At 71.8% G+C, this 24006-nt stretch carries 22 protein-coding genes and 2 pseudogenes; 12 read left to right on the forward strand and 12 right to left on the reverse strand.

Annotated features, from left to right (window positions below):
* Positions 1 to 63: 63 nt before the first annotated feature.
* Positions 64 to 993, reverse strand: a complete 930-nt coding sequence (locus IE94_RS0111285) for a hypothetical protein (protein WP_030181896.1) — start codon at positions 991 to 993, stop codon at positions 64 to 66.
* A 141-nt stretch (positions 994 to 1134) separates the two neighbouring features.
* Positions 1135 to 1461 (reverse strand): hypothetical protein, encoded by a 327-nt coding sequence (locus tag IE94_RS0111290; RefSeq protein ID WP_037922343.1) that lies wholly within the window; start codon positions 1459 to 1461, stop codon positions 1135 to 1137.
* Between the two features lie 79 nt (positions 1462 to 1540).
* On the opposite strand from IE94_RS0111290, the gene IE94_RS0111295 reads away from it, so the two are divergent.
* Positions 1541 to 2437: an oxygenase MpaB family protein gene (locus IE94_RS0111295; protein WP_030181901.1), complete on the forward strand. Its 897-nt coding sequence runs from the start codon at positions 1541 to 1543 to the stop codon at positions 2435 to 2437.
* Here IE94_RS0111295 and IE94_RS35395 read toward each other — a convergent pair.
* Positions 2423 to 2742: pseudogene (locus IE94_RS35395) on the reverse strand (PadR family transcriptional regulator); the annotation flags it as partial. The gene IE94_RS0111295 and the pseudogene IE94_RS35395 overlap by 15 nt on opposite strands.
* A gap of 9 nt (positions 2743 to 2751) precedes the next feature.
* Between IE94_RS35395 and IE94_RS40980 the strand changes: the two are divergent.
* Positions 2752 to 3231 (forward strand): annotated as a pseudogene (locus IE94_RS40980) (alpha/beta fold hydrolase); the annotation flags it as partial.
* Between the two features lie 9 nt (positions 3232 to 3240).
* On the opposite strand, the gene IE94_RS0111305 reads toward IE94_RS40980, so the two are convergent.
* Positions 3241 to 3840 carry a class I SAM-dependent methyltransferase gene (locus tag IE94_RS0111305; protein WP_030181902.1) on the reverse strand — a complete coding sequence of 200 codons (600 nt, stop codon included), beginning with the start codon at positions 3838 to 3840 and terminating at the stop codon, positions 3241 to 3243.
* A gap of 152 nt (positions 3841 to 3992) precedes the next feature.
* Between IE94_RS0111305 and IE94_RS0111310 the strand changes: the two genes are divergently transcribed.
* From IE94_RS0111310 to IE94_RS0111330, 5 genes are all read left to right on the forward strand, one after another.
* Entirely contained in the window at positions 3993 to 4769 is a 777-nt protein-coding gene (locus IE94_RS0111310; RefSeq protein ID WP_030181903.1) for an MHYT domain-containing protein, read from the forward strand.
* 62 nt (positions 4770 to 4831) lie between these two features.
* Complete coding sequence (locus IE94_RS0111315; protein ID WP_030181906.1) at positions 4832 to 7423, forward strand: nitrate- and nitrite sensing domain-containing protein; 2592 nt, start codon at positions 4832 to 4834, stop codon at positions 7421 to 7423.
* Positions 7420 to 7857 carry a roadblock/LC7 domain-containing protein gene (locus IE94_RS0111320; RefSeq protein ID WP_030181909.1) on the forward strand — a complete coding sequence of 146 codons (438 nt, stop codon included), beginning with the start codon at positions 7420 to 7422 and terminating at the stop codon, positions 7855 to 7857. The genes IE94_RS0111315 and IE94_RS0111320 overlap by 4 nt, the downstream gene beginning before the upstream one ends.
* An 18-nt stretch (positions 7858 to 7875) precedes the next feature.
* A complete protein-coding gene (locus tag IE94_RS0111325) occupies positions 7876 to 8289 on the forward strand; it encodes a DUF742 domain-containing protein (RefSeq protein ID WP_030181911.1) in 414 nt (137 codons plus the stop codon).
* A gap of 64 nt (positions 8290 to 8353) precedes the next feature.
* Positions 8354 to 8968 carry a GTP-binding protein gene (locus tag IE94_RS0111330; protein ID WP_030181913.1) on the forward strand — a complete coding sequence of 205 codons (615 nt, stop codon included), beginning with the start codon at positions 8354 to 8356 and terminating at the stop codon, positions 8966 to 8968.
* 30 nt (positions 8969 to 8998) lie between these two features.
* On the opposite strand, the gene IE94_RS0111335 is transcribed toward IE94_RS0111330, so the two are convergent.
* Positions 8999 to 9427, reverse strand: a complete 429-nt coding sequence (locus tag IE94_RS0111335; protein ID WP_030181915.1) for a PPOX class F420-dependent oxidoreductase — start codon at positions 9425 to 9427, stop codon at positions 8999 to 9001.
* A gap of 105 nt (positions 9428 to 9532) precedes the next feature.
* Between IE94_RS0111335 and IE94_RS0111340 the strand changes: the two genes are divergently transcribed.
* A complete protein-coding gene (locus IE94_RS0111340; RefSeq protein WP_030181916.1) occupies positions 9533 to 9946 on the forward strand; it encodes a roadblock/LC7 domain-containing protein in 414 nt (137 codons plus the stop codon).
* A 138-nt stretch (positions 9947 to 10084) separates the two neighbouring features.
* Entirely contained in the window at positions 10085 to 11056 is a 972-nt protein-coding gene (locus IE94_RS0111345) for a DUF6397 family protein (protein ID WP_030181919.1), read from the forward strand.
* 1 nt (position 11057) lies between these two features.
* Here the strand turns inward: IE94_RS0111345 and IE94_RS0111350 are convergent, their stop codons facing one another.
* Positions 11058 to 11924 carry an acyl-CoA thioesterase gene (locus IE94_RS0111350; protein WP_030181922.1) on the reverse strand — a complete coding sequence of 289 codons (867 nt, stop codon included), beginning with the start codon at positions 11922 to 11924 and terminating at the stop codon, positions 11058 to 11060.
* A gap of 19 nt (positions 11925 to 11943) precedes the next feature.
* Positions 11944 to 14457, reverse strand: a complete 2514-nt coding sequence (locus IE94_RS0111355; RefSeq protein ID WP_030181924.1) for a DEAD/DEAH box helicase — start codon at positions 14455 to 14457, stop codon at positions 11944 to 11946.
* A 145-nt stretch (positions 14458 to 14602) separates the two neighbouring features.
* Here IE94_RS0111355 and IE94_RS0111360 point away from each other — a divergent pair, with 145 nt between their 5' ends.
* On the forward strand, positions 14603 to 15397 hold the full coding sequence (locus tag IE94_RS0111360; protein ID WP_030181928.1) for a metal-dependent hydrolase: 795 nt from the start codon (positions 14603 to 14605) through the stop codon (positions 15395 to 15397).
* 20 nt (positions 15398 to 15417) lie between these two features.
* Here IE94_RS0111360 and IE94_RS0111365 read toward each other — a convergent pair whose 3' ends face one another.
* The 4 genes from IE94_RS0111365 to IE94_RS0111380 all read right to left on the reverse strand — a co-directional run bounded on the left by IE94_RS0111365 (position 15418) and on the right by IE94_RS0111380 (position 20436).
* Positions 15418 to 15690: a type B 50S ribosomal protein L31 gene (locus IE94_RS0111365; protein ID WP_030181930.1), complete on the reverse strand. Its 273-nt coding sequence runs from the start codon at positions 15688 to 15690 to the stop codon at positions 15418 to 15420.
* A 63-nt stretch (positions 15691 to 15753) separates the two neighbouring features.
* Positions 15754 to 16224, reverse strand: coding sequence for a DUF5709 domain-containing protein (locus IE94_RS0111370; RefSeq protein WP_030181933.1), 471 nt, complete (start codon positions 16222 to 16224; stop codon positions 15754 to 15756).
* A 559-nt stretch (positions 16225 to 16783) separates the two neighbouring features.
* Positions 16784 to 18565, reverse strand: coding sequence for an ABC transporter ATP-binding protein (locus tag IE94_RS0111375; RefSeq protein ID WP_030181936.1), 1782 nt, complete (start codon positions 18563 to 18565; stop codon positions 16784 to 16786).
* On the reverse strand, positions 18562 to 20436 hold the full coding sequence (locus tag IE94_RS0111380) for an ABC transporter transmembrane domain-containing protein (RefSeq protein WP_030181938.1): 1875 nt from the start codon (positions 20434 to 20436) through the stop codon (positions 18562 to 18564). Before IE94_RS0111380 ends, IE94_RS0111375 begins: the two co-directional genes overlap by 4 nt.
* Positions 20437 to 20669: 233 nt before the next feature.
* Here IE94_RS0111380 and IE94_RS0111385 point away from each other — a divergent pair, with 233 nt between their 5' ends.
* Positions 20670 to 21425, forward strand: coding sequence for a L,D-transpeptidase family protein (locus tag IE94_RS0111385; RefSeq protein WP_030181941.1), 756 nt, complete (start codon positions 20670 to 20672; stop codon positions 21423 to 21425).
* Positions 21426 to 21475: 50 nt separating this feature from the next.
* Here the strand turns inward: IE94_RS0111385 and IE94_RS0111390 are convergent, their stop codons facing one another.
* The gene (locus IE94_RS0111390) at positions 21476 to 21937 is read right to left on the reverse strand and encodes a MarR family winged helix-turn-helix transcriptional regulator (RefSeq protein ID WP_030181944.1); all 462 of its coding nucleotides are present in this window, start codon (positions 21935 to 21937) and stop codon (positions 21476 to 21478) included.
* Positions 21938 to 22084: 147 nt separating this feature from the next.
* On the opposite strand from IE94_RS0111390, the gene IE94_RS0111395 reads away from it, so the two are divergent.
* Positions 22085 to 23887, forward strand: coding sequence for an ABC transporter ATP-binding protein (locus IE94_RS0111395; protein WP_030181948.1), 1803 nt, complete (start codon positions 22085 to 22087; stop codon positions 23885 to 23887).
* The last annotated feature ends 119 nt before the right edge of the window (positions 23888 to 24006 follow it).

The following is a 24006-nucleotide window of genomic DNA, read 5'->3' on the forward strand; positions in this document are numbered from 1 at the left end:
TTGAAGACAGTCGGGGACTCGTGCTTCCCCGGCCCGAGCGGCGGGCCCCCTTCCTGTGACGGGTCAGCTCGGCCGTACGGCCATCTTGTCGAGGGCCTCCAGGAGTCCGGGCAGCGCCGGTCCCCGCCCCACCGGCAGCACCTCACCGGGTTCCTCGTCGAGCAGGACGAAGGCGATGTCGTCGGTCCTGGCGACCAGCGACCAGCCGGGGCCGTCCGCACGCAGCGTCCGCGCGTCTCCCGGTGCGAACGAGGACCGGACCCGGCCGAGCGGCGGCGGGGTGTCGATGTAGGCGCTGGCCTCCGCGAGGACCCGCCGGACACCCCCGTGCTGGAAGGTTCTGGCGCCGCTCCGGTCGTCCGTGGCGACGGCCCCGTCCACGGCGTCGGCGGGCGCACCCCCGTCGTCGTGCGCCCCGGCGCCCGCGCCGGCTTCCCCACCGTCGCCGGTGGCGCCGTCCTGCGAACCGGCGCCGCCGCCCGGTGCGGGGAACTCCGCGTCGTCGATCTGCTCCCGCCACTGGGCCCACTGCAGGGCGATCTCGTCGGCCCCCAGACGGCGCTGCGCCGGTCCCCAGACGGTGGTGTCCGGCGGGCACAGTGCGGGCTGGTCGGTGGACTCGGGGCCCGGGTCGTGCGGCACGGGCACACCGGGTGCCGCCACGGCGACCGCGAGGGGCCAGCCGGGCAGCGCGGTGACGACCGTCCGCTCGTCCGGCGACAGGTCGTACTCCATGCCGCAGTCCCAGGACGCCACGGCGACCGCGACCAGTGAGACGTCGTCGATGACGACGGTCCACCGGGCGCCGTCACCGTCCTGGCCGAGCACCAGGCCGTAGCCGTCGGCCAGCGGTGGGAGACCGAGCGCGGCGCACGCCTCCGGGTAGTCGTCGCCCAGCACACTCGGAAACTTCGCCGGCATCAGCAGCACCGCCGTGAGCACATAGAGCGCATCGTCCGCGGCGGCGACGGCGTCCTCGTCCGTCCCGGCCATCACAGCCTCCCCATCGGTTCGTCCAATGGCGGGCACCCTAGTGCGCCCGGGAAGCCCTTGTCACGACTCCCAGACGCACCCGAGCTGCAGTTTTCCGGTTGGACGGGGGCGAATCGACCACTCGGTACCCGGGGCCGGTGCTCAGGTCGCGGGCAGTCCGAGGAGCGCGCGGGTCACGTCCCGCGGGCGCTCGTCCCGTTCCCGCGCGAGGGCGATCACGGTCCGGCACGCCAGCTCGTTGACACCGAACGACAGGGCTTCCGGCGACACGCGGCCCGCCGCCTCGTCGATCCCGTCCTGATCGTCGTCCACACACGCCGAGACGTAGGCGGCCGCGGCCTCGAAGAGGTTGTGCGAGCGGGACCCGACTCCCGCCTTCCCCTCCTTGCCCTGCTCCGTGCGTCGAGCCGTGCGGGATCTGTCCCAAGCCTCGCGGATCCTGCGGAACAAGCGGACCACCCTCCCCATGCGATCACTCTGACTGACTCTTCAACTCCTCCTCTGCAAAGTAAAGTTGAAGCTTCGGCGGCAGAAGGGGGCGGTCAGGGTGCGACGGTTCGAACTGCTGGCACGGATCCGGCGCATGGATCCCTACGAGGACGCTTCGGAGATCTACCGGCTGTCCTCGGCCTACGAGTTCCCCTGGGACTTCGCACGCGCCTTGGAACTGGCGCTCTACCGCACCTACGCCGTGCCGAGCATCGGCCGGCTGCTCGACGAGACGGCGGAGTTCGCCGAGCGGCCCCAGAAGCGGTACGACGACACGGCGCTGCTGCTCGACGCCGTGGTCGAGCACGGCTTCGACAGCGAGCAGGGCCGCACCGCCATCCGGCGCATCAACCGGATGCACCGCAGCTACGACATCACCAACGACGACATGCGGTACGTCCTGTGCACGTTCGTCGTCATCCCCAAACGCTGGATCGACGCCTACGGGTGGCGCAGGATGTCGCGCCACGAGACCGTCGCCTCCGCCGTCCACTTCCGCACGCTGGGACGGCACATGGGCATCAGGGACATCCCCGGCTCCTACGAGGAGTTCGAGGCATGCCTCGACGCCTACGAGGAGGCCCACTTCGCCTGGGACGAGGGCGCGCGCCGCGTCTCCGACGCCACGCTCGACCTCATGGCCTCCTGGTATCCGCGCCCATTCGCGCCGCTCCTGCGCACCGGGACCCTCGCCCTGCTCGACGAGCCCCTCCTGCGGACCTTCGGCTACACCCCGCCGCGCCCCGCCACTCGCGCGGTCGTGCGCCGTGCCGTCAGGCTGCGGGGACGCGTGGTCCGTCTGCTGCCGCCGAGGCGCGCCCCGCACCACGCCCGTCAGAACCGCCAGGTCAAGGGCTACCCGAACGGCTACCGGCTGGCCGACCTGGGTACCCGTCCGACTCCAGGCGTCCGGGGCTGTCCGGTCCGCCACCTCGGCTCGTCAGCCGCCGAGTGAAGCGATCGTCTCCCGCAGCCAGCCGAGTTCGGGCCAGGGGGTGGCCCTGGCGATGACCAGGACGCCACGCCGGAAGAGATCGTCCACCTCCTCGGCGCCCAGGGGCCGGTCGCCGTCGTCGAAGAAGCTCGCGGGCTCCTCCAGGAAGGCGAGGCGGCGGCGCAGCACGGCGCCTGTGCGGCGGCGTCGTCCAGGTGCCGGAGGAAGGCGAGCACCGCGAACCAGCGGTTCTCGTCGGTGATCTCGCGCTGAACGGGCTCGGCGAGCCGTCGGCGCAGCTCTTGTCGCCCCTCCTTGGTGAGGGAGGTGGCGGACTTCCCGCGGCCGAGCTTGTCGCCCACGGCATGGGTCGTGCCGTCGCCCTCGTCCTCGCCCACCGGAGGCCTAAGCTGGTCTCCCGTCCGGTCCTCACGGAGGCCGACCTGGACGCCGCTCCGCCGTCGACCGCGGGCAGCGGCCTCATCGCCTCCTACAAGGAGGACGATTTCGTCGACGGCGGCCACGCGCGCGTGCTGGAGGCCGTCGGCCCCCAATGGACGGCGACGATGCGGCTGACGGATCCGCGTGCCCTGCACCGCTCCGCCGTCGGGCTGTGCCGGGGATCGGACCCTCTGACGCGTACCCTCCTCGAAGAGCTTCCGGTCGAGCGTGTGTACCTCCAGGGCGCACTCAGCGGCGAGTTGGAGGGCCGGGAGGTGCTGGAGGCCGCGGGCGTACGGGTGACGACGGTGCCGGGAGCCGGGCACAACGTCATGTTCGACCGCCCCGACGCGTTCGCGGCGGCCGTCGCCGGGCGGAACCGATCAGTCCGCGCGAGTAGCCAGCGCCAGGAACCGGGCGTCTTCGTCGACGTACGCCGTCAGGTCCCATCCGGAACCGGCCAGCAGCCGACGGAGATTGCGCTCGGCACGCAGGTCGTCGGGCGTGAGCCGCCGTCCCTGCCGGGCCGCGAGCGCCGCCCTGCCGATCGGGTGGAACAGCGCCAGCACACCACCCGGGCGCACGACCCGCGCCAACTCCCGCAGATTCCCGCCGGGATCCGGCAAGTGCGCGACGAGGCCCGCCGCGAACACCGCGTCGAGCGTCCCGGACCGCAGGGGCAGCGCGGCCACGTCGGTCAGCAGCAGGCGTCCCTCGCGGTCCCGGCCTGCCCGTACGGCGGCCTGGAGCATGGCAGGTGTCAGATCGGCCCCGACGACCAGCCCCGTCGGCCCCACGGCCGTACGCAAGGGGGGCAGAGCCCGGCCGGTGCCGCACCCCGCGTCCAGGACCCGATCACCTTCGCGCAACCCCAGTTCGGCGACCGCGGCCGCGTAGGCCGGGCCGTCGTCGGGGAACCGGCGGTCCCAGTCGGCGGCCCGGGAGCCGAAGAACTCCTGCACGTGCGTGTGGTCGTCGCTCATGCTTCGCATCATTCCCCAAGAGCACAGAAGACGCCGCAGCGCACATGTTCGAACATAATGCGGTCGTTCCAGCATCCCTCTGGGTCAGATAGCAACACCTTTCGAAATGCGCACCCGTTGTGCGCCCGGTTCGGGGCTAGCGTCCCGGGGCCATGGGACACCTGGACCACGCCGCCCTGGGCTGGCTGACACCCGCGCTGTCGTACGCGATGGCCTGTACCGGCGCAGCCCTCGGACTGCGCTGCACCGTCCGCGCCCTGGCCGCCACCGGACGCACGCGCCGCAACTGGCTGCTGACCGCGGCCTCGGCGATCGGCACCGGCATCTGGACGATGCACTTCGTCGCCATGCTCGGCTTCAGGGTCAGCGGCACCGACATCCGGTACGACGTACCGCTCACCCTCGTCAGTCTGCTCGTCGCCGTACTCGTCGTCTGCGCCGGCGTCTTCGCCGTCGGCTACGGCCGCAACCGGGTGCGGGCACTTCTGCTCGGCGGACTCACCACGGGGTTCGGTGTCGCCAGCATGCACTACCTCGGCATGGCGGCCGTACGCCTGCACGGCGAGGTGAGCTACGACCCGGTACGCGTGGGGCTCTCCGTGCTCATCGCCGTCGCTGCCGCCACCGCTGCCCTGTGGGCGGCGCTCAACACCGAGTCGCCCCTCGCGGTCACCCTGGCCTCGCTGATCATGGGGGCGGCGGTGAGCAGCATGCACTACACCGGCATGTTCGCGGTGAGCGTGCGTGTCACGCCCTCCGGCGAGGCGTTGCCCGGGGCCACGGCGATGCAGTTCATCTTCCCCCTCGCCGTCGGCCTCGGTTCCTACCTGTTCCTGACGTCGGCCTTCGTCGCGCTGTCGCCGACGGCCGGGGAAGGCGGGGCGTCCGCCTCCGCACGGCAGCAGCCCGCCGGGAGCGCCGCCCCGTGACGGCGGATCCGGGCAGCAGGACCCGGCGACAACGCACCGACCCCGTCCCGAGCGAGGAAGTCATGCGCCCGCCCCGTACCACCCCCGCACGTCCCACCCCCGAAGCGGGCGCCGGGACGCCGTCCCAGCCTTCCGTGCGCGGACGTCGCGCGCACGCCGGCCCACCCGCCGACGAGGGGCCGAGGGAGCCCGTCGGCGAGACGGCCGGTCCGCCCGCCACGCGCGGGTGGCCCGGGCGCGTACAGCCGCGCACCGTCCGCGCCCGGGTCGTCTGCCTCCTGATGGTGCCCGTCGTCTCCCTCCTGGCCCTGTGGGCGTACGCCACCGTCACCACCGCCCAGGACGTCTCCCGGCTGCGGCAGGTCCAGCGGGTGGACGCCCGCGTACGGGTCCCCGTGAGCGCCGCCGTCGCCGCGCTCCAGGCGGAGCGGCTCGCAGCCGTCCGCCACGCCACCGATCCGTCGTCGGTGCCGCGAGCCGACTTCCGGGAACTGACTGCGCGCACCGACCGCGCGGTGGGAAAGCTGCGGCTCGGTGACCACCACACCGTGGCCGACAGCGAGGAACTGCCCGCCGCAGTGGCCCGGCGGCTCCAGTCGGTCGTCACCGGCGCCGAACGACTGGGGCCGCTGCGCACCGCCGTCCTCGACGACCGCGCGGACTGGCAAGAGGCCTACCGCCGCTATACGGCGGCCATCTCGACGGCCTTCCACGTGGGCGGCGCGCTGAGCGGTGTCCAGGACGCCGATCCGGCATCCGACGCGCGCGTGCTGGTGGAGTTCGCCCGCGCGGGCGAGGCCCTGGCCCAGGAGGACGCCCTGCTGGCCGGTGCCCGCCTGTCCGACGGACTCGCCGGTGCGCGGCTCCGTCTGTTCACCGGCGCCGTCGACACACGCCGGGCGCTGACCGAGTCCGCCGTCGCCGATCTGGGCGGCGACGAACGGGTGGCCTGGCGGGTCCTGGCCGACTCCGTCGCCTACCTGGCCGTGGCCGCCACGGAGGACCGACTGCTCGACGCCGGTGCGCGGGGACGGCCGATCGAGGCGACGGCACCCCGGTCCGCCTGGGACGAGGCGTACGCGCGCGTACGGGACGGCATGCGGGCGATCGAGCGGGACGCCGGGTGCTCGGTCGCCGACCGGGCCGACCCGTTCACCCGCGGTGTGCTCACCGAGGCCGGTGCCGCGGTCCTGTTCGGCTTCCTCGCCGTCGCCGCGTCACTCGTCATCTCCGTCCGCATCGGCCGCGCCCTGGTGGTGGAACTGGTGAGCCTGCGCGACAGCGCACTGGAGATCGCCCGGCACAAACTCCCCGAGGCGATGCGCCGACTGCGCGCCGGGGACGAGATAGACATCCGCTCCGAGGCTCCACCCCGGCCCCCTGCGGAGGACGAGGCGGGTCAGGTCCCCGAGGCCCTGGCCAGCGTGCACCGGGCCGCCCTGCGCGCCGCGGTGGAACGTGCCGAACTCGCCGGCGGTATCGCCAGGGTCTTCGTCAATCTCGCCCGCCGCAGTCAGATCCTCGTCCACCGTCAACTGAGCCTCCTGGACAGCATGGAACGCCGTTCCGACGACCCGGACGAACTCGGCGACCTGTTCCGGCTCGACCACCTCACCACCCGCATGCGGCGCCACGCCGAAAGTCTGATCATCCTCTCCGGCGCGGCGCCCGGCCGCGCCTGGCGGATGCCGGTCTCCCTGACCGACGTGGTCCGAGCAGCCGTCTCCGAAGTCGAGGACTACGCGCGCGTGGAAGTACGGCAGCTCCCCGAGACGTCGGTCCAGGGTGCCGCCGTCGCGGACGTCACCCACCTCCTGGCCGAGATCATCGAGAACGCCGCCCAGTTCTCGCCGCCGCACACGCGCGTGCGGGTCACCGGCGAACCCGTCGGCAACGGCTATGCGATCGAGGTCGAGGACCGCGGCCTCGGCATGGGCGAGGACGCCCTCGCCGAGGCCAACCACCGCATCACCCGGTCCGAGACGCTCGACCTGTTCGACAGTGACCGGCTCGGCCTGTTCGTCGTCAGCCGACTCGCCGCGCGGCAGGACATCAGGGTGCACCTGAAGACCTCCCCCTACGGGGGCACCACCGCGGTCGTCCTGCTCCCCACCGCACTCCTGCACGACGACCCGGCGGCAACCCCTCCCACGGCGGCACACGAGGCGGCCCGGCCCGAGGAGTACCTGTACGCACGCGTGCCCGATTCAGCCGGGCAGCAGGATCCCGTAGCCGCACCGGTCGACCGGCCGGCACTGGCATCCGCCGCGGCGACGGGCACGCCCACCAACCCGTCCGGCCGGTCTCCGGGAGCGCCCGCCCTGCGACTGCACCGATCCTCCGACGTTCCCGACGGCCCCAGGGCCTCCGTGAAGGGCGACGATTCGCGCCCGGCGCAGCCGTCGGAGGAGTCCGACGACCTTCCCCGCCGGATACGGCAGGCCAGTCTCGCCCCTCAACTGCGCGACGGGAGCCCCGCGGGGCCGCCGGGGCCCAGCCGGGTGCGGGGGGACGCGGAACGCACCCCCGAGGCCGTGCGGAACCGCATGGCCGCTTACCGCCACGGCTGGTCGCGCGGCGGTGGCCGCGATCCCGGTCGCCCGCCACCGTCACGGCCGCCGCCCGGCGACCGTACCGAAGGAGACCCCTCATGATCGAGAATCCCGGTACGGGAACCGCCCGGCGGTCCCGTGAACTCGACTGGCTCCTGGACGACCTTGTCGGCCGCGTCCACGAGGTGCGGCACGCCGTGGTGCTGTCGAACGACGGCCTCGCCGTGGGCGCGTCGCACGACCTGGGCCGTGAGGACGCCGAGCACCTCGCGGCCGTCGCCTCCGGCTTCCACAGCCTGGCCAAGGGAGCGGGCCGGCACTTCGGCGCCGGGGGCGTGCACCGGACGATGGTCGAGATGGACGACGGTTTCCTGTTCGTGGCCGCGGCGGGAGACGGCTCCTGCCTCGCCGTCCTCACCGCCGTGAGTGCGGACATCGGTCTCGTGGCCTACGAGATGGCACGGCTGGTGAGACGTGTCGGCGAGCACCTGCACACCGCGCCACGTGCCGCCGCGCGAACACCCTTCGGCGCATGACCCGGAAGGGGCCCAAGGATGACTGACGACATCACGGGCGGCGGCCGGGAAGGACCGGGCAGCCAGTGGTACGACAACGAGGCCGGACCCCTCGTCCGCCCCTACGCGATGACCGGTGGCCGCACCCAGCCCGGCCCCACGGGAGTGCGGTTCGACCTCATCGCCCTCGTCACGCGCGCAGCCGGGGCACCGGACATGGACGACACCGTGCTCGGACCCGAACACCGCACGCTGATCGATCTGTGCCGTACGGAGACCCAGTCGGTCGCCGAACTCGCCGCCGACGCCGATCTGCCCGTGGGCGTCGTGCGGGTGCTCCTCGGCGACCTGGTGGAACTGGGACGCGTGACCGTCAGCCGCCCCGTGCCGCCGGCGCACTTGCCCGACGAACGGATCCTGCGCGAAGTGATCGACGGACTGCGCGCACTGTAGGAAAGCCCGAAAGACCATGACCGGCACCCCCGTGCCCCGCCACCCGCACCGAGAGAAGTGATCGATGGTCTCCGAACGCTCCGAACGCTCCGACGCCACGGGCGGCGACACGACCGCGCTGGCGTTGAAGATCCTGGTCGCCGGAGGGTTCGGCGTGGGCAAGACCACCTTGGTGGGCGCGGTCAGCGAGATCAGGCCGCTGCGCACGGAGGAACTGCTCAGCGAGGCCGGACGGCTGGTGGACGACACCGACGGTGTCGACCGCAAGGTGACCACGACCGTGGCCATGGACTTCGGCCGCATCACCATCCGTTCCGGTCTCTCCCTCTACCTCTTCGGTACGCCGGGGCAGGACCGGTTCTGGTTCCTCTGGGACGAGCTGGCGCAGGGCGCGCTCGGCGCCGTGGTCCTCGCGGACACCCGGCGCCTGGCGGACTGCTTTCCCGCAGTGGACTATTTCGAACACCGGCACATCCCGTTCGTGGTGGCCGTGAACTGCTTCACGGGAGCACGCCGCCACGACGAGCACAGCGTCCTGCGCGCCCTCGATCTCGACCAGGGAACGCCCGTGGTGCTGTGCGACGCCCGGGATCGCGACTCGGGCAAGGACGTGCTGGTCCGGCTCGTCGAGTACGCCGGGCGGATCCACACCGCCCGGCTCCTCGACTCCGTCCGCTGACCGGAGCGGCGCCCACCGACGGGACGGTCCTCAGTCCGCCACCGACTTCTGGGCGAGGACCTTGTCCACGGTGACACGGACGAGGAGTTCGCCGGGGACGCCGTTGCGCGCCCCGAACTCCTCGGCGCGTTCCTCACCCATGTAACGGGCGGCGATGCGGGCGGCCCAGTGCCGCAGATCGTCGAGGTCCTCCGAGACCCGTGCACGCCCCTGCAGCACGACGAAGTCGAAGGGCGGCCGGTCGTCGTCCACGCACAGCGCGACGCGGCCGTCCCGGATCAGATTGCGCCCCTTCACGGTGTCCTTCCCGGTGTTGAACACCAGGTCGTTCCCGTCCAGCAGGAACCAGATGGGTGCCACATGCGGGCTGCCGTCGGCCCGAACGGTCGAGAGCTTTCCGGTGCGGGTGCCGTCGGAGACGAACGCCCGCCATTCCTCGTCGGTCATCTTCTGTGCCATGCCCCCATCCTCCTTGCCCGGAGCACCGGCGTGGTGAAGGCTGGCGGACGGGTCCCCCGGCCAGGGGGAGGCAACTCGTACGGGGAGACACGGGGAGACCGGATCATGGTGCAGAACCAAAGGCTCGGCTGGTTGCTCGACGACCTGACCGCGCGCGTCGAACACGTACGGCACGCGTTGGTCCTGTCCAACGACGGACTGGTGACCGGGGCGAGTACGGGCCTGCGACGCGAGGACGCCGAGCACCTCGCCGCCGTCTCGTCCGGACTGCACAGCCTGGCCAAGGGATCGGGCCGTCACTTCGGCGCCGGCCAGGTACGGCAGACGATGGTCGAGTTCGACGAAGCCGTGCTGTTCGTCACCGCCGCGGGTGCGGGCAGTTGCCTGTGCGTGCTCAGCGGTGCGGAGGCGGACATCGGGCAGATCGCGTACGAGATGACACTGCTCGTCAACCGGGTGGGTGAGCACCTCGACGTCGATGCACGGCAGCCGGGACGGATATCGCCCACGGAGCTCTGACCTGCGCTTTCGGGGTCCCTCGTCGGTCGGCCGCAGAGTTTTCCACAGGCTCGCCGCGGATGTCGTGGCAGCGGCTACGGTTTTTGTGTCGGCGGGCGCGGACGGCGCCGGCCACACACTCCACGGGGGAGACGAACGATGTCCGGCAACACCATTACGCACAAGGTCACCGCGGTCGGCGAGCGGATCGGCACCACTCGGGACGCCTCGGTCACACGCCATCGCGCGGCTCGGGAACTGGGCCTCAGGCGGAGCGAGTTCGAGCTCGCCGTGCAGCTCGGCCGGGTCCGCACGGTACCCGACGACGCAGGAGGCGGGCCGCGCGTCCCCCGCGACGAGATCGACCGCATCCGGACGGCGGACGGTTTCCCCGAGGCGCTCCGGACCGGTGTCCGGACCGTCGGGACCACGGAGGGCGCCGCCCTCATGGACGTGACCACAGCGCGGTTCACCCGGCTGGCCAGGCTGGGACTGCTGGTGCCCGTGAAGTTCTACGTCAACAGGTACCGCGCCGTCGTCTGGCTGTATCTGGCCGAGGAGCTGCGGCAGTTCAGGACCGACGAGCGCAACTCCGCACTCCTGAAGGGCCGCACACCCGAAGGCCTGCGGGACCAGTTGGGAGAGGGGCTCGACCTGCGTCCTCGCAATTGGCGGGGCAGGCACCTGGGATTCCTGCTCCGGCAGGCGGACGATCCTTGGGCCCGGGCCGCGGCAGTGGCGTCGCTGCTCGACCCCGCCGAGATCTCGGACGTCGTCACGGACCCCTACGAGCGCTCCCATCTGCGCCGGTTCCGCCCGGAACTCGCCTTGCACGGCTCGCCGGGGTCCCCGGCGGCGCAGCTCGCCGATGAGATCGCCACGGCCACCGACCCGGACGAGATCGACTGGCTCCGCTCGGACCTGGCGGCCGCGGTGGAGACGGCCCGCGGTCATCGCCCGGCCCCCCGCCCGGCACCGCGCGCCGGGCCGGCCCTGCCGGATCCGGAATCGGCGCCGCGTGGGGCGATGGAACCCGTGCGGCCCGGGGCGGAGGACCTCAGTCCGCCCGAGAAGGAGCGCCCCCGATGGCTGAGCGGCCTGTTCGGCCGGCTCCGGCGCGGAGACTCCTGACCTACAGGGCCCGGAAAAGCCCTTCCTGCACCACGGACACCAGCATGCGACCCTCCTTGTCGTAGATCCGCCCACGGGCCAGCCCACGCCCGCCGGTCGCGATCGGCGACTCCTGGTCGTACAGGAACCACTCGTCGGCCCGGAACGGCCGGTGGAACCACATGGCGTGGTCCAAGGACGCCATGTCGAACCCCCGGGGCCCCCACAACGGCTCCACGGGGATGCGCACGGCGTCCAGGAGCGTCATGTCGCTGGCGTAGGTCAGGGCGCAGGTGTGCACGAGCGGGTCGTCGCCGAGCGGCCCGACCGCCCGCATCCACACCGCGCTGCGGGGCTCGGCGCCCTCGACCTCCTCGGCGTTCCAGCGCAGCCGGTCGACATAGCGGATGTCGAAGGGCTGGCGGCGGGCCATCCGCTCAAACTGCTCCGGCAGCGCACCGAGGTGCTCCCGCACCTCGTCGGCGACCGTCGGCAGGGACTCCGGATCGGGGACCTTCCGGGCCGGCGGCAACTGGTGCTCGAAACTCCCCTGCTCAGGCTTGTGAAAGGAGGCGGTGAGCGTGAAGATCGTGCGGCCCTGCTGCACGGCGGTGACCCGGCGGGTGGTGAACGAGCGTCCGTCCCGGTCCCGTTCGACCTGGTACACGATCGGCACCCCGGGACGTCCGGGACGCAGGAAGTACGCGTGCAGCGAGTGCACCGGGCGGTCGCCGTCGGTGGTGCGGCCCGCGGCGACCAGTGCCTGGCCGGCCACCTGGCCGCCGAAGACCCGCTGCAGCGACTCCTCCGGGCTGCGGCCACGGAAGATGTTGACCTCGATCTGCTCCAGGTCGAGCAGCGCGACGAGGCTCTCGGCAGGATTCTTCATGAGTGGGGCTCTCCTGTGCTCACAGCTGGCCGACATCGGTGACACGGACGACCGCACGGCCCTCCGCGTCGGAGGCGGTGAGATCGACCTCCGCACTGATGCCCCAGTCGTGGTCGTCGTTCGGGTCGTCGAAGATCTGCCGCACCCGCCACAGTCCGTCCTGCGGCTCTTCCTCGATGATCAGCAGCTTCGGACCGCGGGCGTCCGGGCCGGTGCCGAGGTCGTCGTACTCGTCCCAGTACTTGTCCATGGCCTCGCCCCACGCGTCGGCGTCCCAGCCCGCGTCGGCGTCCATCTCGCCCAACTCGCCGACCTGGTCGAGGGCGGCGAGCTCGACACGGCGGAACATGGCGTTGCGGACCAGCACACGGAAGGCGCGCGCGTTGGCGGTGACCGGCCGTACCTGATCGGCCTTCTCCTGAGCCTCCTCGGCGGTCATCTCCGCCGGGTTGGCGAGCTGTTCCCACTCGTCGAGGAGACTGGAGTCGACCTGGCGCACCATCTCGCCGAGCCACTCGATCAGGTCCTGGAGGTCCTCGGACTTCAGATCGTCCGGCACGGTGTGGTCGAGGGCCTTGTAGGCGCTCGCCAGGTAGCGCAGCACGATGCCCTCGGTGCGGGCCAGTTCGTAGTGGGAGACCAGCTCCGTGAAGGTCAGCGCCCTCTCGTACATGTCCCGGATGACCGACTTCGGGGACAACGGGTGGTCACCGACCCACGGGTGACTCCGTCGGTAGGTGTCGTAGGCGTGGAAGAGCAGCTCCTCCAAGGGCTTCGGGTACGTGACGTCCTGGAGGCGCTCCATGCGCTCCTCGTACTCGACGCCGTCCGCCTTCATCGCGGCCACGGCTTCACCGCGCGCCTTGTTCTGCTGGGCGGCGAGGATCTGCCGCGGGTCGTCCAGCGTGGACTCCACGACCGACACCATGTCCAGCGCGTACGACGGCGACTCCGGGTCCAGCAGTTCGAAGGCGGCCAGGGCGAAGGTGGACAGCGGCTGGTTCAGTGCGAAGTCCTGCTGGAGATCCACCGTGAGACGTACGACGCGCCCCTCCGCGTCCGGCTTGTCGAGCTTCTCCACGATGCCGCCGTCCAGCAGCGAACGATAGATCGCGATGGCCCGTCGGATGTGCCTGAGCTGCTGCCTGCGCGGTTCGTGGTTGTCCTCCAGCAGGTGCCGCATCGCGGAGAAGGCGTCGCCCGGGCGGGCGATCACCGACAGCAGCATGGTGTGGGTGACCCGGAAGCGGGACGTCAGCGGCTCCGGCTCCGAGCCGATGAGCTTGTCGAACGTGCTCTCCGACCAGGCGACGAACCCCTCCGGAGCCTTCTTCCGGACGACCTTCCGCCGCTTCTTCGGGTCGTCACCGGCCTTGGCGAGTGCCTTCTCGTTCTCGACGACGTGCTCGGGCGCCTGGGCGACCACGAACCCCTCCGTGTCGAACCCGGCCCGCCCGGCCCGCCCGGCGATCTGGTGGAACTCCCGGGCCCTCAGCGTCCGGACCCGGGTGCCGTCGTACTTGGTCAGCGCCGTGAACAGCACGGTGCGGATCGGGACGTTGACGCCCACGCCCAGCGTGTCCGTTCCGCAGATCACCTTCAGCAGACCGGCCTGCGCCAACTTCTCCACCAGCCGCCGGTACTTGGGCAGCATGCCGGCGTGGTGGACCCCGATGCCGTGCCGCACGTAGCGGGAGAGATTGCGGCCGAACTTCGTGGTGAAGCGGAAGTTGCCGATGAGGTCGGCGATCCGCTCCTTCTCCTCACGCGTGCACATGTTGATGCTCATCAGCGCCTGCGCACGCTCCACGGCCTGCGCCTGGGTGAAGTGCACGATGTACACCGGAGCCTGCCGTGCCGCCAGCAGATCGGTGAGCGTCTCGGTGAGCGGGGTGTAGCGGAACTCGTAGGAGAGCGGCACCGGACGGGTGGCCGAGCGGACCACCGCGGTGGGACGGCCGGTACGGCGCGCGAGGTCCTTCTCGAAGAAGGAGACGTCACCGAGCGTCGCCGACATCAGGACGAACTGGGCCTGCGGCAGTTCCAGCAGAGGAATCTGCCAGGCCCAGCCGCGGTCCGGCTCCGCGTAGAAATGGAACTCGTCCATGACGACCTGGCCGATGTCCGCGTGCTTGCCGTCACGCAACGCGATGGAGGCCAGGACCTCGGCCGTGCAGCAGATGACGGGGGCGTCGGAGTTCACCGAGGCGTCGCCGGTCAGCATGCCCACGTTCTCGGTGCCGAAGATCTTGCACAGCTCGAAGAACTTCTCGGACACCAGCGCCTTGATCGGTGCCGTGTAGAAGGTGACCTCGTCCCGGGCCAGGGCGGCGAAGTGCGCGCCCGCCGCGATCATGCTCTTGCCGGAGCCGGTGGGCGTCGACACGATCACGTTCGCGCCGGAGACCACCTCGATCAGCGCCTCCTCCTGGTGGGGGTAGAGCGTGAGACCGCGTTCCCCGGCCCAGGCCTCGAAGGCTTCGTACAGGGCATCGGGGTCGGCGGTCCGCGGCAGCTGATCGATGAGGGTCACGCACCCATCTTGCCTGCACCGGGCCGCGATGGGGGAATCGGCTGTCCGCGTGAAGATCACGAACGCTACGCTGGGTCGCCGACGCGGCAACCGCGGACCCGGACAACTGCACAGCGGCACACGAGGAATGGGGCGGGCAACGGCGATGATGGGACCAGCACACTCACTGTCGGGCGCCGCGGCGTGGCTCGGCGTCGGGGCGGCGACCGCCGCCATGGGACAACCGATGCCCTGGCCGGTGCTGCTCGCCGGAGCCCTGATCTGTGCCGGAGCCGCGCTCGCCCCGGATCTCGACCACAAGGCGGCCACCATCTCGCGGGCCTTCGGACCGGTCTCACGGGGGCTGTGCGAGATCGTCGACAAGCTGTCCTACGCGGTCTACAAGGCCACGAAGAAGCGGGGCGACCCGCGCCGCTCCGGCGGACACCGTACGCTCACGCACACCTGGCTGTGGGCGGTCCTGATCGGCGGGGGCACCTCGGTCCTGGCCATCACGGGCGGCCGGTGGGCGGTGCTGGCGATCCTCTTCGTGCACATGGTGCTGGCCATCGAGGGGCTGCTCTGGCGGGCCACCCGCGGCTCCAGCAGCGACGTGTTGGTCTGGCTGCTGGCCGGGACCAGCGCGTGGATCCTCGCCGGCATCCTGGACAAGCCGGACGGTGGCGCCGACTGGCTGTTCACGGCGCCGGGCCAGGAGTACCTGTGGCTGGGGCTGCCGATCGTGCTCGGCGCGCTGGTGCACGACATCGGGGACGCGCTGACCGTTTCCGGCTGCCCGATACTCTGGCCGATACCGGTGGGCCGCAAGCGGTGGTACCCGATCGGTCCGCCGAAGGCCATGCGGTTCCGAGCGGGCAGCTGGGTGGAGCTGAAAGTGCTGATGCCGGTGTTCATGCTGCTCGGGGGAGTGGGCGGCGCGGCGGCACTCAACTTCATCTGAGCGACGCGGATCCGGCCGGCTCAGCCGGTCTCTCCGGCGTCCTGCCCCTCGCCCGCGCCGTAACGCCGCTCGAAGCGGGCGACGCGCCCCTCCGAGTCCACCGTTCGCGCCTTGCCCGTGTAGAAGGGGTGGCTCTCCGAGGAGATCTCCACGTCCACCACCGGGTAGGTCTCGCCGTCGTCCCACGCGATGGTCTGGTCGCTGGTCGCGGTGGACCGGGTCAGGAAGGCGTACCCGGCACTGCGGTCACGGAAGACGACGGGCCGGTAGTCCGGATGCTTGTCCTGCTGCATGGCTGCTCCTTGTACCGCACGGTGGGTGGGAGCGACGGCACGGGGCAGCCGTCGCCAGTGGTGTCAGCCGGGCAGGGAGTCCTCGTCGACCACGTGCATCGCGGCCTCCTCGGCGGAGGCGGCCGCGCCGTCGATGCCCACGTCCATGGCCACCAGCGCCGGCTCCTCGTCCTCGTGCGCCCCTTCGTCGGGTGCCACCAGCCGGCCGGAGCGGTCCGCGCCGACCTCGTTGTCCAGCAGCTCCCCGTCGGTGCCGTCGGAGTCGCCCAGCCCGTCGCCGTCGGGCGCGAGCTCGTCCGGGCGCTCCTCGGCGAGCCGCTGGTCCAGCGTTTCGCCGCGGTGGCGTTCGGCGGCCGTCACTCCGGTGTGCTCCACCGCCCAGGGGCGCTCGGGCGGCGACCAGCCGCGGTCGAGGGGATCGTCGACACCGTCCTCCTCGAGGGTGTCCTCACCGTCGAGCAGTCCGGTGTCCTCCCTCTGCTCGGATCCGTCGGGCTGGTAGACGTCATCTCCCCATCCGTCGACGCTGTTCACGGATACCTCCAGGGGGTGGGGACCGGCCCCTTCTCACCGTGGCCCGCGGCGGGCCGCCGCTGCACGGGGCACAGGCCTCGCCCGTCGCGGAACCGCGCGGTTCCCGGGCCAACCTCGAGCCGGTGCCTCCTCCCAGCCTTCCACTCCCGTTCGGGACCGCGCAACGGCACGGAGCCCGCCGGGGTACCCGCCAGGTCGGCCCCTCCGGTTCCACCGGTCCGGCTGGCCCGTGCGGACCGACCCGGCACCGGCGGCGCGTCCGGCTCCGGCCCGCCACCCGACCGCCCACCGAGGGCGCGCCCGACTCGCCCGACCCGTCCGGCGGCACCGCCCGGTGCTCGACCTGGCCCGAGCAGGATGGCTTCGGACGGCCGGCCCGTCTCCGGCCGGCCCGTCTCCGGCCGGCCCGTCTCCGGCCGGCCCCTCTCCGGTCGCCCCGTCTGCGGGCGACCCCGGCCCGAGCCGACCCCGGCCCGAGCCGACCCCGGCCGGACCGGCCACCCTGTCCGGAACCAGCCCGTCCGGAACCAGCCCGTCCCGACGGAGTAGTGCGCCGTGGCTACCCGTGCCAGGACCGCCACAGCGCCGCGTAGGCGCCGTCCGCCGCGACGAGTTCGTCGTGGCTGCCCAGCTCACAGATCCGGCCGTTCTCGACCACGGCGATGACGTCCGCGTCGTGGGCGGTGTGCAGGCGGTGGGCGATCGCGATCACCGTGCGTCCGTCCAGGACTCGGGCCAGGGACCGTTCGAGATGGCGTGCGGCCCGTGGGTCGAGCAGGGACGTCGCCTCGTCCAGCACCAGGGTGTGCGGGTCGGCCAGCACCAGACGGGCCAGCGCGATCTGCTGGGCCTGCGCCGGGGTGAGCGCGAAGCCGCCCGAGCCGACCTCGGTGTCCAGGCCCTCGTCGAGCCCCCGGGACCAGTCGTCCGCGTCGACCGCGCCCAGCGCCGCCCACAGCTCGGCGTCGGTGGCACCGGTCCTGGCGAGCCGGAGGTTGTCGCGCAGGGAGCCCACGAAGACGTGGTGCTCCTGGTTGACGAGGGCGACGTGCGAGCGGACCCGCTCCGCGGACATCCGGGACAGTTCCGCGCCGCCCAGGGTGATCCGGCCCTCGCGAGGACCGTAGATGCCGGCGAGCAGCCGGCCCAGGGTGGACTTGCCGGCGCCCGAGGGCCCGACCAGGGCCAGCCTGCTGCCGGGGGCGACCTCCAGCGACACCTTGCGCAGCACGTCCACGCCCTCGAGGTAGCCGAAGTGCACGCGGTCGGCGTGCACGTGCCGTCCGTCGGGGGCCAGCGTGCCGTCACCGGCGTCCGGCTCGATGTCCCGCACGCCCACCAGCCGGGCCAGGGAGACCTGGGCCACCTGCAGCTCGTCGTACCAGCGCAGGATGATGCCGACCGGGTCGACGAGCATCTGCGCGATCAGGGCGGCCGTGGTCAGCTGGCCGACCCCGATCCAGCCCTGGAGTACGAAGACACCACCGATGAGCAGAACGGAGGCGAGCACGGTCACATGGGTGACGTTGATGACGGGGAAGAGCACCGAACGCAGCCAGAGGGTGTACCGCTCCCAGGCCGTCCACTGCCTGATCCGGCGCTCCGACAGTTCGATGCGACGGGCGTCGAGGCGGTGGGACTCGACGGTGCGTCCGGCGTCCACCGTCTCGGCGAGCGCGGCGGCCACCGCGGCGTACCCGGCGGCCTCCGAGCGGTAGGCGGAGGGAGCCCGGCGGAAGTACCAGCGGCAGCCGATGACCAGCAGCGGCACCGCGATCAGCACCGCGGGCGCCAGGGGCGGCGCCGTGACCACCAGGCCGCCGAGCAGCAGCACCACCCACACGGCGCCGATCGCGAGCTGGGGCACGGCCTCGCGCATGGCGTTGGCGAGCCGGTCGACGTCCGTGGTGATCCGGGAGAGGAGGTCGCCCGTGCCGGCCCGTTCCAGCACGCCGGGCGGCAGCCCGACCGAACGCACGAGGAAGTCCTCGCGCAGATCGGCCAGCATCCGCTCGCCGAGCATGGCCCCCCGCAGCCGTACCTCGCGCACGAACACGGCCTGCACCACGAGGGCGAGTACGCAGAGCGTGGTCGTGAGGCCGAGACGCAGCTCGCGCGCGTCGTCCGAGACCCGCTCCACGAGCCCGCCCAGCAGGTAGGGGCCCGCCATCGAGGCGAGCACGGCGACGGTGTTGACGGTGACGAGGAAGAGGAAGGCCCGTCGGTGCCGGCGCAGCAGTTCTCCCACGTACGCCCGCACGGTCGGGCGGGCGGCGACGGGCAGGGTGCTGGTCGTCGTGGGGGCCGCCGGGTCGTAGGACGGTGGGGCGACGCCGATCATGCCGTCTCCTCGATCTCTTCCAGTCGGTGCAGTACGTCGTCACTCAGGTCGCCGTCGTGGTCATCGACGCGGCCGTCGCCGGTGAGGGGCCGTGCCGGCTTTCCGCCGGCCGGTACGGCCTCCGGGTGCGCCGCGCTCTCCTCGTCGGTCTCGCGGGTCACCACCGCCCGGTACCGGGGCTCGGTGTGCAGCAGCTCCCGGTGGGCGCCGACCGCGGCGACCTCGCCGTCGTGCAGGAACACGATCCGGTCCGCGCGGTCGAGCAGCAGCGGCGACGAGGTGAACACCACCGTGGTGCGCCCCGCGCGCAGGGCCCGTACGCCGTCCGCGATCCGCGCCTCGGTGTGGGAGTCGACGGCCGAGGTCGGTTCGTCGAGGACCAGCGCCTCCGGGTCGGTGATCAGGGACCGGGCCAGTGCCAGCCGCTGGCGCTGGCCGCCCGACAACGACCGGCCCCGCTCGGTGATGCGGGCGTCCATGGGGTCGTCGCCGCCGAGCGAGCCCTGCCCGAGGGCCGTCAACACGTCACCGCACTGGGCGGCGGCCAAGGCGTCCTCGGCGGCAACGGCACCGGACGCGGGCACGTCCAGCAGCTCGCGCAGCGTTCCGGAGAGCAGTACCGGGTCCTTGTCCTGCACCAGGACCGCGGTGCGTGCGGACTTCAGAGGCAGCTCGTCCAGTGGCACCCCGCCCAGCAGGGCCGACACACCCTGCTCCGAGGGGTGCCCACCGAGCCGCTCCGCCAGCCGCCCGGCCGTGTCCGGGTCTCCGCACACCACGGCGGTGAGCCGGCCCGCCGGAGCCAGCAGGCCCGTGGCCGGGTCGTACAGGTCCCCGGTGGGGACCTCGGCGGCGCGCGAACCCCCGGTGTCCGTGGCACGTTCCAGGGACAGTACGCGCGCCGCCCGCTTGGCCGAGGGCCGGGAGAAGGAGTACGCCATGGCGATCTCCTCGAAGTGCCGCAGAGGGTAGGTGAGGATCATGACGGAGCTGTAGACGGTGACGAGTTCGCCGACGCCGATGCGGCCCTCGCGGGCCAGGTGCACGCCGTGCCACACCACCGCGATCAGCAGCAGCCCCGGCAGCAGCACCTGGATCGCGGAGATCAGGGACCACATGCGGGCGCTGCGCACGGCCGCGTGGCGCACCTCCTGGGAGGCGGTGCGGTAGCGGTCCAGGAAGAGTTCCTCGCCGCCGATGCCGCGCAGCACGCGCAGCCCGGCAACGGTGTCGGAGGCCAGTTCGGTGGCGCGGCCGGCCTTGTCGCGCTGGACGTCGGCCCGCCGGGTGGCGCGGGGCAGCAGGGGCAGCACGGCGAGGGCCAGGACGGGCAGACCCACGATCACGACGACACCGAGCGCCGGCTGGTAGACGACCAGGGCCACGCAGACCAGTACGACGGTGAGCGCGGCAGCGGTGAAGCGGGAGACGGCCTCCACGAACCAGCCGATCTTCTCGACGTCGCCGGTGGACACGGCCACGACCTCACCGGCCGCCACGCGCCGGGTCAGGGCCGAGCCCAGCACCGCTGTCTTGCGGGCCAGCAGTTGCTGGACGCGGGCCGCTGCGGTGATCCAGTTGGTGACGGCGGAGCGGTGCAGGAAGGTGTCGCCGAGGGCATTGCCGACGCAACACACGACCATGACGCCGCCCGCGACAGCGAGCCTGCTGCCGGAGCGGTCGACGACCGCCTGGACGGCGAGACCGACACAGAAGGGCAGGGCGGAGACGGAGGCGAAGTGCAGCAGGCCCCAGGCCAGTGACTTGAGTTGGCCACCGAGCTGGTTGCGGAACAGCCACCACAGGAATCGGGGGCCCGAGCGTGCGTCCGGCACACCCGGGTCGGGATACGGAAGGTCTTGGATCTGCATGACGTCCCAGTGGCTCGTGTCAGGGGGTGCCGTTGCTATGCGGCATCAAGAGGCTGCAAACCGTGACAGGTTCGCGTCGTCACGTGCCCAAAATCAAGCGGTTTTCCGCGAGGGGGTACGAATCCGGCTGCGCTCCGCCGGACGGCCTCCGCACGCTCCCGCAGCGGCCCGTCCGCGCCCGCCCGCAGCGGTCCTGACGGCAAGCCCGCGGGGAGTGGTGCGACGATGGACGGATGGCACGTGGTGGTGGACGGCGTACGGCGGTCGCGGCGGCGGCCCTTGGATCCCTGATGGCGGTGACGGTGCTGTCCGCCTGCGGCGGCCCGTCGGGGGACGGGGCGGACTCTCGGGCGAGCGGACCCCCGGGCGAGGGCCGCAACGGCGTGGCGAGCGATCCCACGAGGATCCCCGGCGTCGGCGACGGGTTCCAGAGGCGCATCCCCGGCGACTCGCGCCAGGTCGTCGTGGTCTACGGAGACGGCAGGGACTCGGCCGACTCCACGGTCGTCTTCTACACGAAGCAGGGCTCCGCCTGGCACCGCGCCCGGAGTTGGGCGGCGCACAACGGAACCAAGGGGTGGACGACCGACCATCACGAGAACGACAAGCGCAGCCCGGTCGGTGTGTTCACACTCAGCGACGCGGGCGGTGTGCTCCCGGACCCGGACCCCGCCCCGGGCGCCGGCCTGCCGTACAGCAGGTCCGCCGACATCGCGGCACCGCGGTGGTGGGCGAAGGCGTACTGGCACGACTTCGACTACGTCATCGCCATCGACTACAACCGTGTCAAAGGCACCCCGCCGAACGATCCGACCCGCCCCGAGGGGACCTCGAAGGGCGGTTCGATCTGGCTGCACATGGACCACGGCAGTGGTACGTCGGCCTGCGTCAGCCTGCCCAAGCAGGCGATGGAGTACCTGCTGCGCACGTTGGATCCGGACCGCCATCCCGTGGTGGTGATGGGGGACAAGGCGCACCTGAAGGCCTGAGTCCGGGCTTGCCGGCTTCCCGGGCTTCCCGGGCACCGGACTGCTCGGATTCACGCCGTCCGGCGGCCCTGGTCGATGTCGGGCCCGTCGATCAGGGTGTCCAGCAGCCCGCCCAGCACCGTGCGCTGCTCGTCCGTGAGCGGGGCCAGGATCTCCTCGGCGGCGCACCGGCGGGCACCGCGCAGTTCCCCGAGTGCCGCGCGTCCGTCGTCGGTCAACTCGATCCGGATGACCCGGCGGTTGGCGGGATCCGGGACACGGCGCACCTTCCCGGCGGCTTCCAGCCCGTCGACCAGCGTCGTCACCGCCCGAGGCACGACCTCCAGGCGCTCGGCGAGGTCCGCCATGCGCGGCGGCGAGCCGTAGTGCGCCAGCGTGCGCAGCAGCCGGGACTGTGCCGGGGTGATGCCGAGGTCGCGGTGCTCGAGATGGCGCTTCTGGATGCGGTGCACCCGGCGGGTGAGCCGCAGCAGCTGCTCGGCGAGCAGGCCGTCGGGATCGGGGGCGGTCATGGGGGAACAATATCAGGATGATGTTCATTGTGAGTATAGGTAACAATGACCTATGATCCGTAAGGTCCGCGAATGCCTGCGGCAGGCCCCGGGGTCTGCGCTCCACGCGACCTCGCAGACCTCCCCTCGCCCCCTCCGAAGGAGCCCATGCACCCCGATCGCGAATCCGCCTGGACCGCACCCGCCGACGCCGGGGAACACCCCCGGCAGGTGCGCCGCATCCTCAAGCTGTTCCGCCCCTACCGAGGCCGCCTCGCGGTCGTCGGCCTGCTGGTCGGCGCCGCGTCCCTGGTGTCGGTCGCCACGCCCTTCCTGCTCAAGGAGATCCTCGACGTCGCCATCCCCGAGGGGCGCACGGGCCTGCTGAGCCTGCTCGCCCTCGGCATGATCTTCGGTGCCGTCCTCACCAGCGTCTTCGGTGTGCTGCAGACCCTGATCTCCACGACCGTGGGCCAGCGCGTCATGCACGACCTGCGCACCGCCGTCTACGGACGGCTCCAGCAGATGTCCCTCGCCTTCTTCACCCGCACCCGCACCGGCGAGGTCCAGTCCCGCATCGCCAACGACATCGGCGGCATGCAGGCCACCGTCACCTCCACGGCGACCTCCCTGGTGTCCAACCTCACCAGCGTGGTCGCCACGATCGTCGCCATGGTCGTCCTCGACTGGCGCCTCACCGTCGTCTCGTTGCTCCTCCTCCCGGTCTTCGTGTGGATCAGCCGCCGCGTCGGCAGGGAGCGCAGGAAGATCACCACCCGACGGCAGAAGCGGATGGCGGCGATGGCCGCCACGGTCACCGAGTCGCTCTCCGTCAGCGGAATCCTGCTCGGCCGCACCATGGGCCGTTCCGACTCGCTCACCCGCGCCTTCGCCGACGAGTCCGAGAGCCTGGTCGACCTGGAAGTGAGGTCGAACATGGCGGGCCGCTGGCGGATGGCCGTCATCACGATCGTCATGGCCGCGATGCCGGCCGTCATCTACTGGACCGCGGGCATCGCCCTGCAACTCGGCGGCCCCGACGTCTCCCTCGGCACGATCGTGGCGTTCGTCTCCCTCCAGCAGGGGCTGTTCCGTCCGACCGTGAGCCTGCTGTCGACGGGGGTGCAGATCCAGACCTCGCTCGCGCTCTTCCAGCGCATCTTCGAGTACCTCGACCTGCCGATCGACATCACCGAGCGGCAGGACCCCGTCCACCTCGACCACGTCAAGGGCGAGGTCCGCTTCGAGAACGTCGAGTTCGGCTACGAGGGCAAGGGCGGCCCGGTGCTCGACGGCATCGACATCACCGTCCCCGCAGGCAGCAGTCTCGCCGTCGTCGGTCCCACCGGCGCGGGCAAGTCCACGCTCGGCCACCTGGTGCCACGGCTGTACGACGTGACCGGTGGCCGGGTCACCCTCGACGGGGTGGACGTGCGCGACCTCGACTTCGACACCCTGGCCCGTGCGGTCGGCGTCGTCTCGCAGGAGACGTACCTCTTCCACGCCTCCGTCGCCGAGAACCTGCGCTTCGCCAAGCCGGACGCCACGGACGAGGAGTTGGAGGCGGCGGCGAGGGCGGCCCAGATCCACGACCACATCGCTGCCCTGCCCGACGGCTACGACACCGTGGTCGGCGAGCGCGGCCACCGTTTCTCCGGCGGCGAGAAGCAGCGCCTGGCCATCGCCCGCACCATCCTGCGCGACCCGCCCGTCCTCGTCCTGGACGAGGCGACGAGCGCCCTGGACACCCGTACCGAGGCCGCTGTGCAGGGCGCCATCGACGCCCTGTCCGCCAACCGCACCACGATCACCATCGCGCACCGCCTCTCCACCGTCCAAGGTGCCGACCGGATCGTGGTCCTCGACTCCGGACGCCCGGCAGAACAGGGCACGCACGAGGCGTTGCTGGCGCAGGACGGGAGGTATGCCGCGCTGGTCCGCCGGGACGCCCGACTGGAGCCGACAAGATGACGATATGCCGGGTTTGCTGTCATATGGGGGTTACCGTGCCCGCATGCAGATGAACACTCCGCCACGGAGCGCGAGAAGCGTGCGAAGCGTGAGAAGCGCGACGAGTGCCAGAGGTCCCA

It is taken from the genome of Streptomyces violaceorubidus, from assembly GCF_000717995.1.
Classification (GTDB): domain Bacteria; phylum Actinomycetota; class Actinomycetes; order Streptomycetales; family Streptomycetaceae; genus Streptomyces; species Streptomyces violaceorubidus.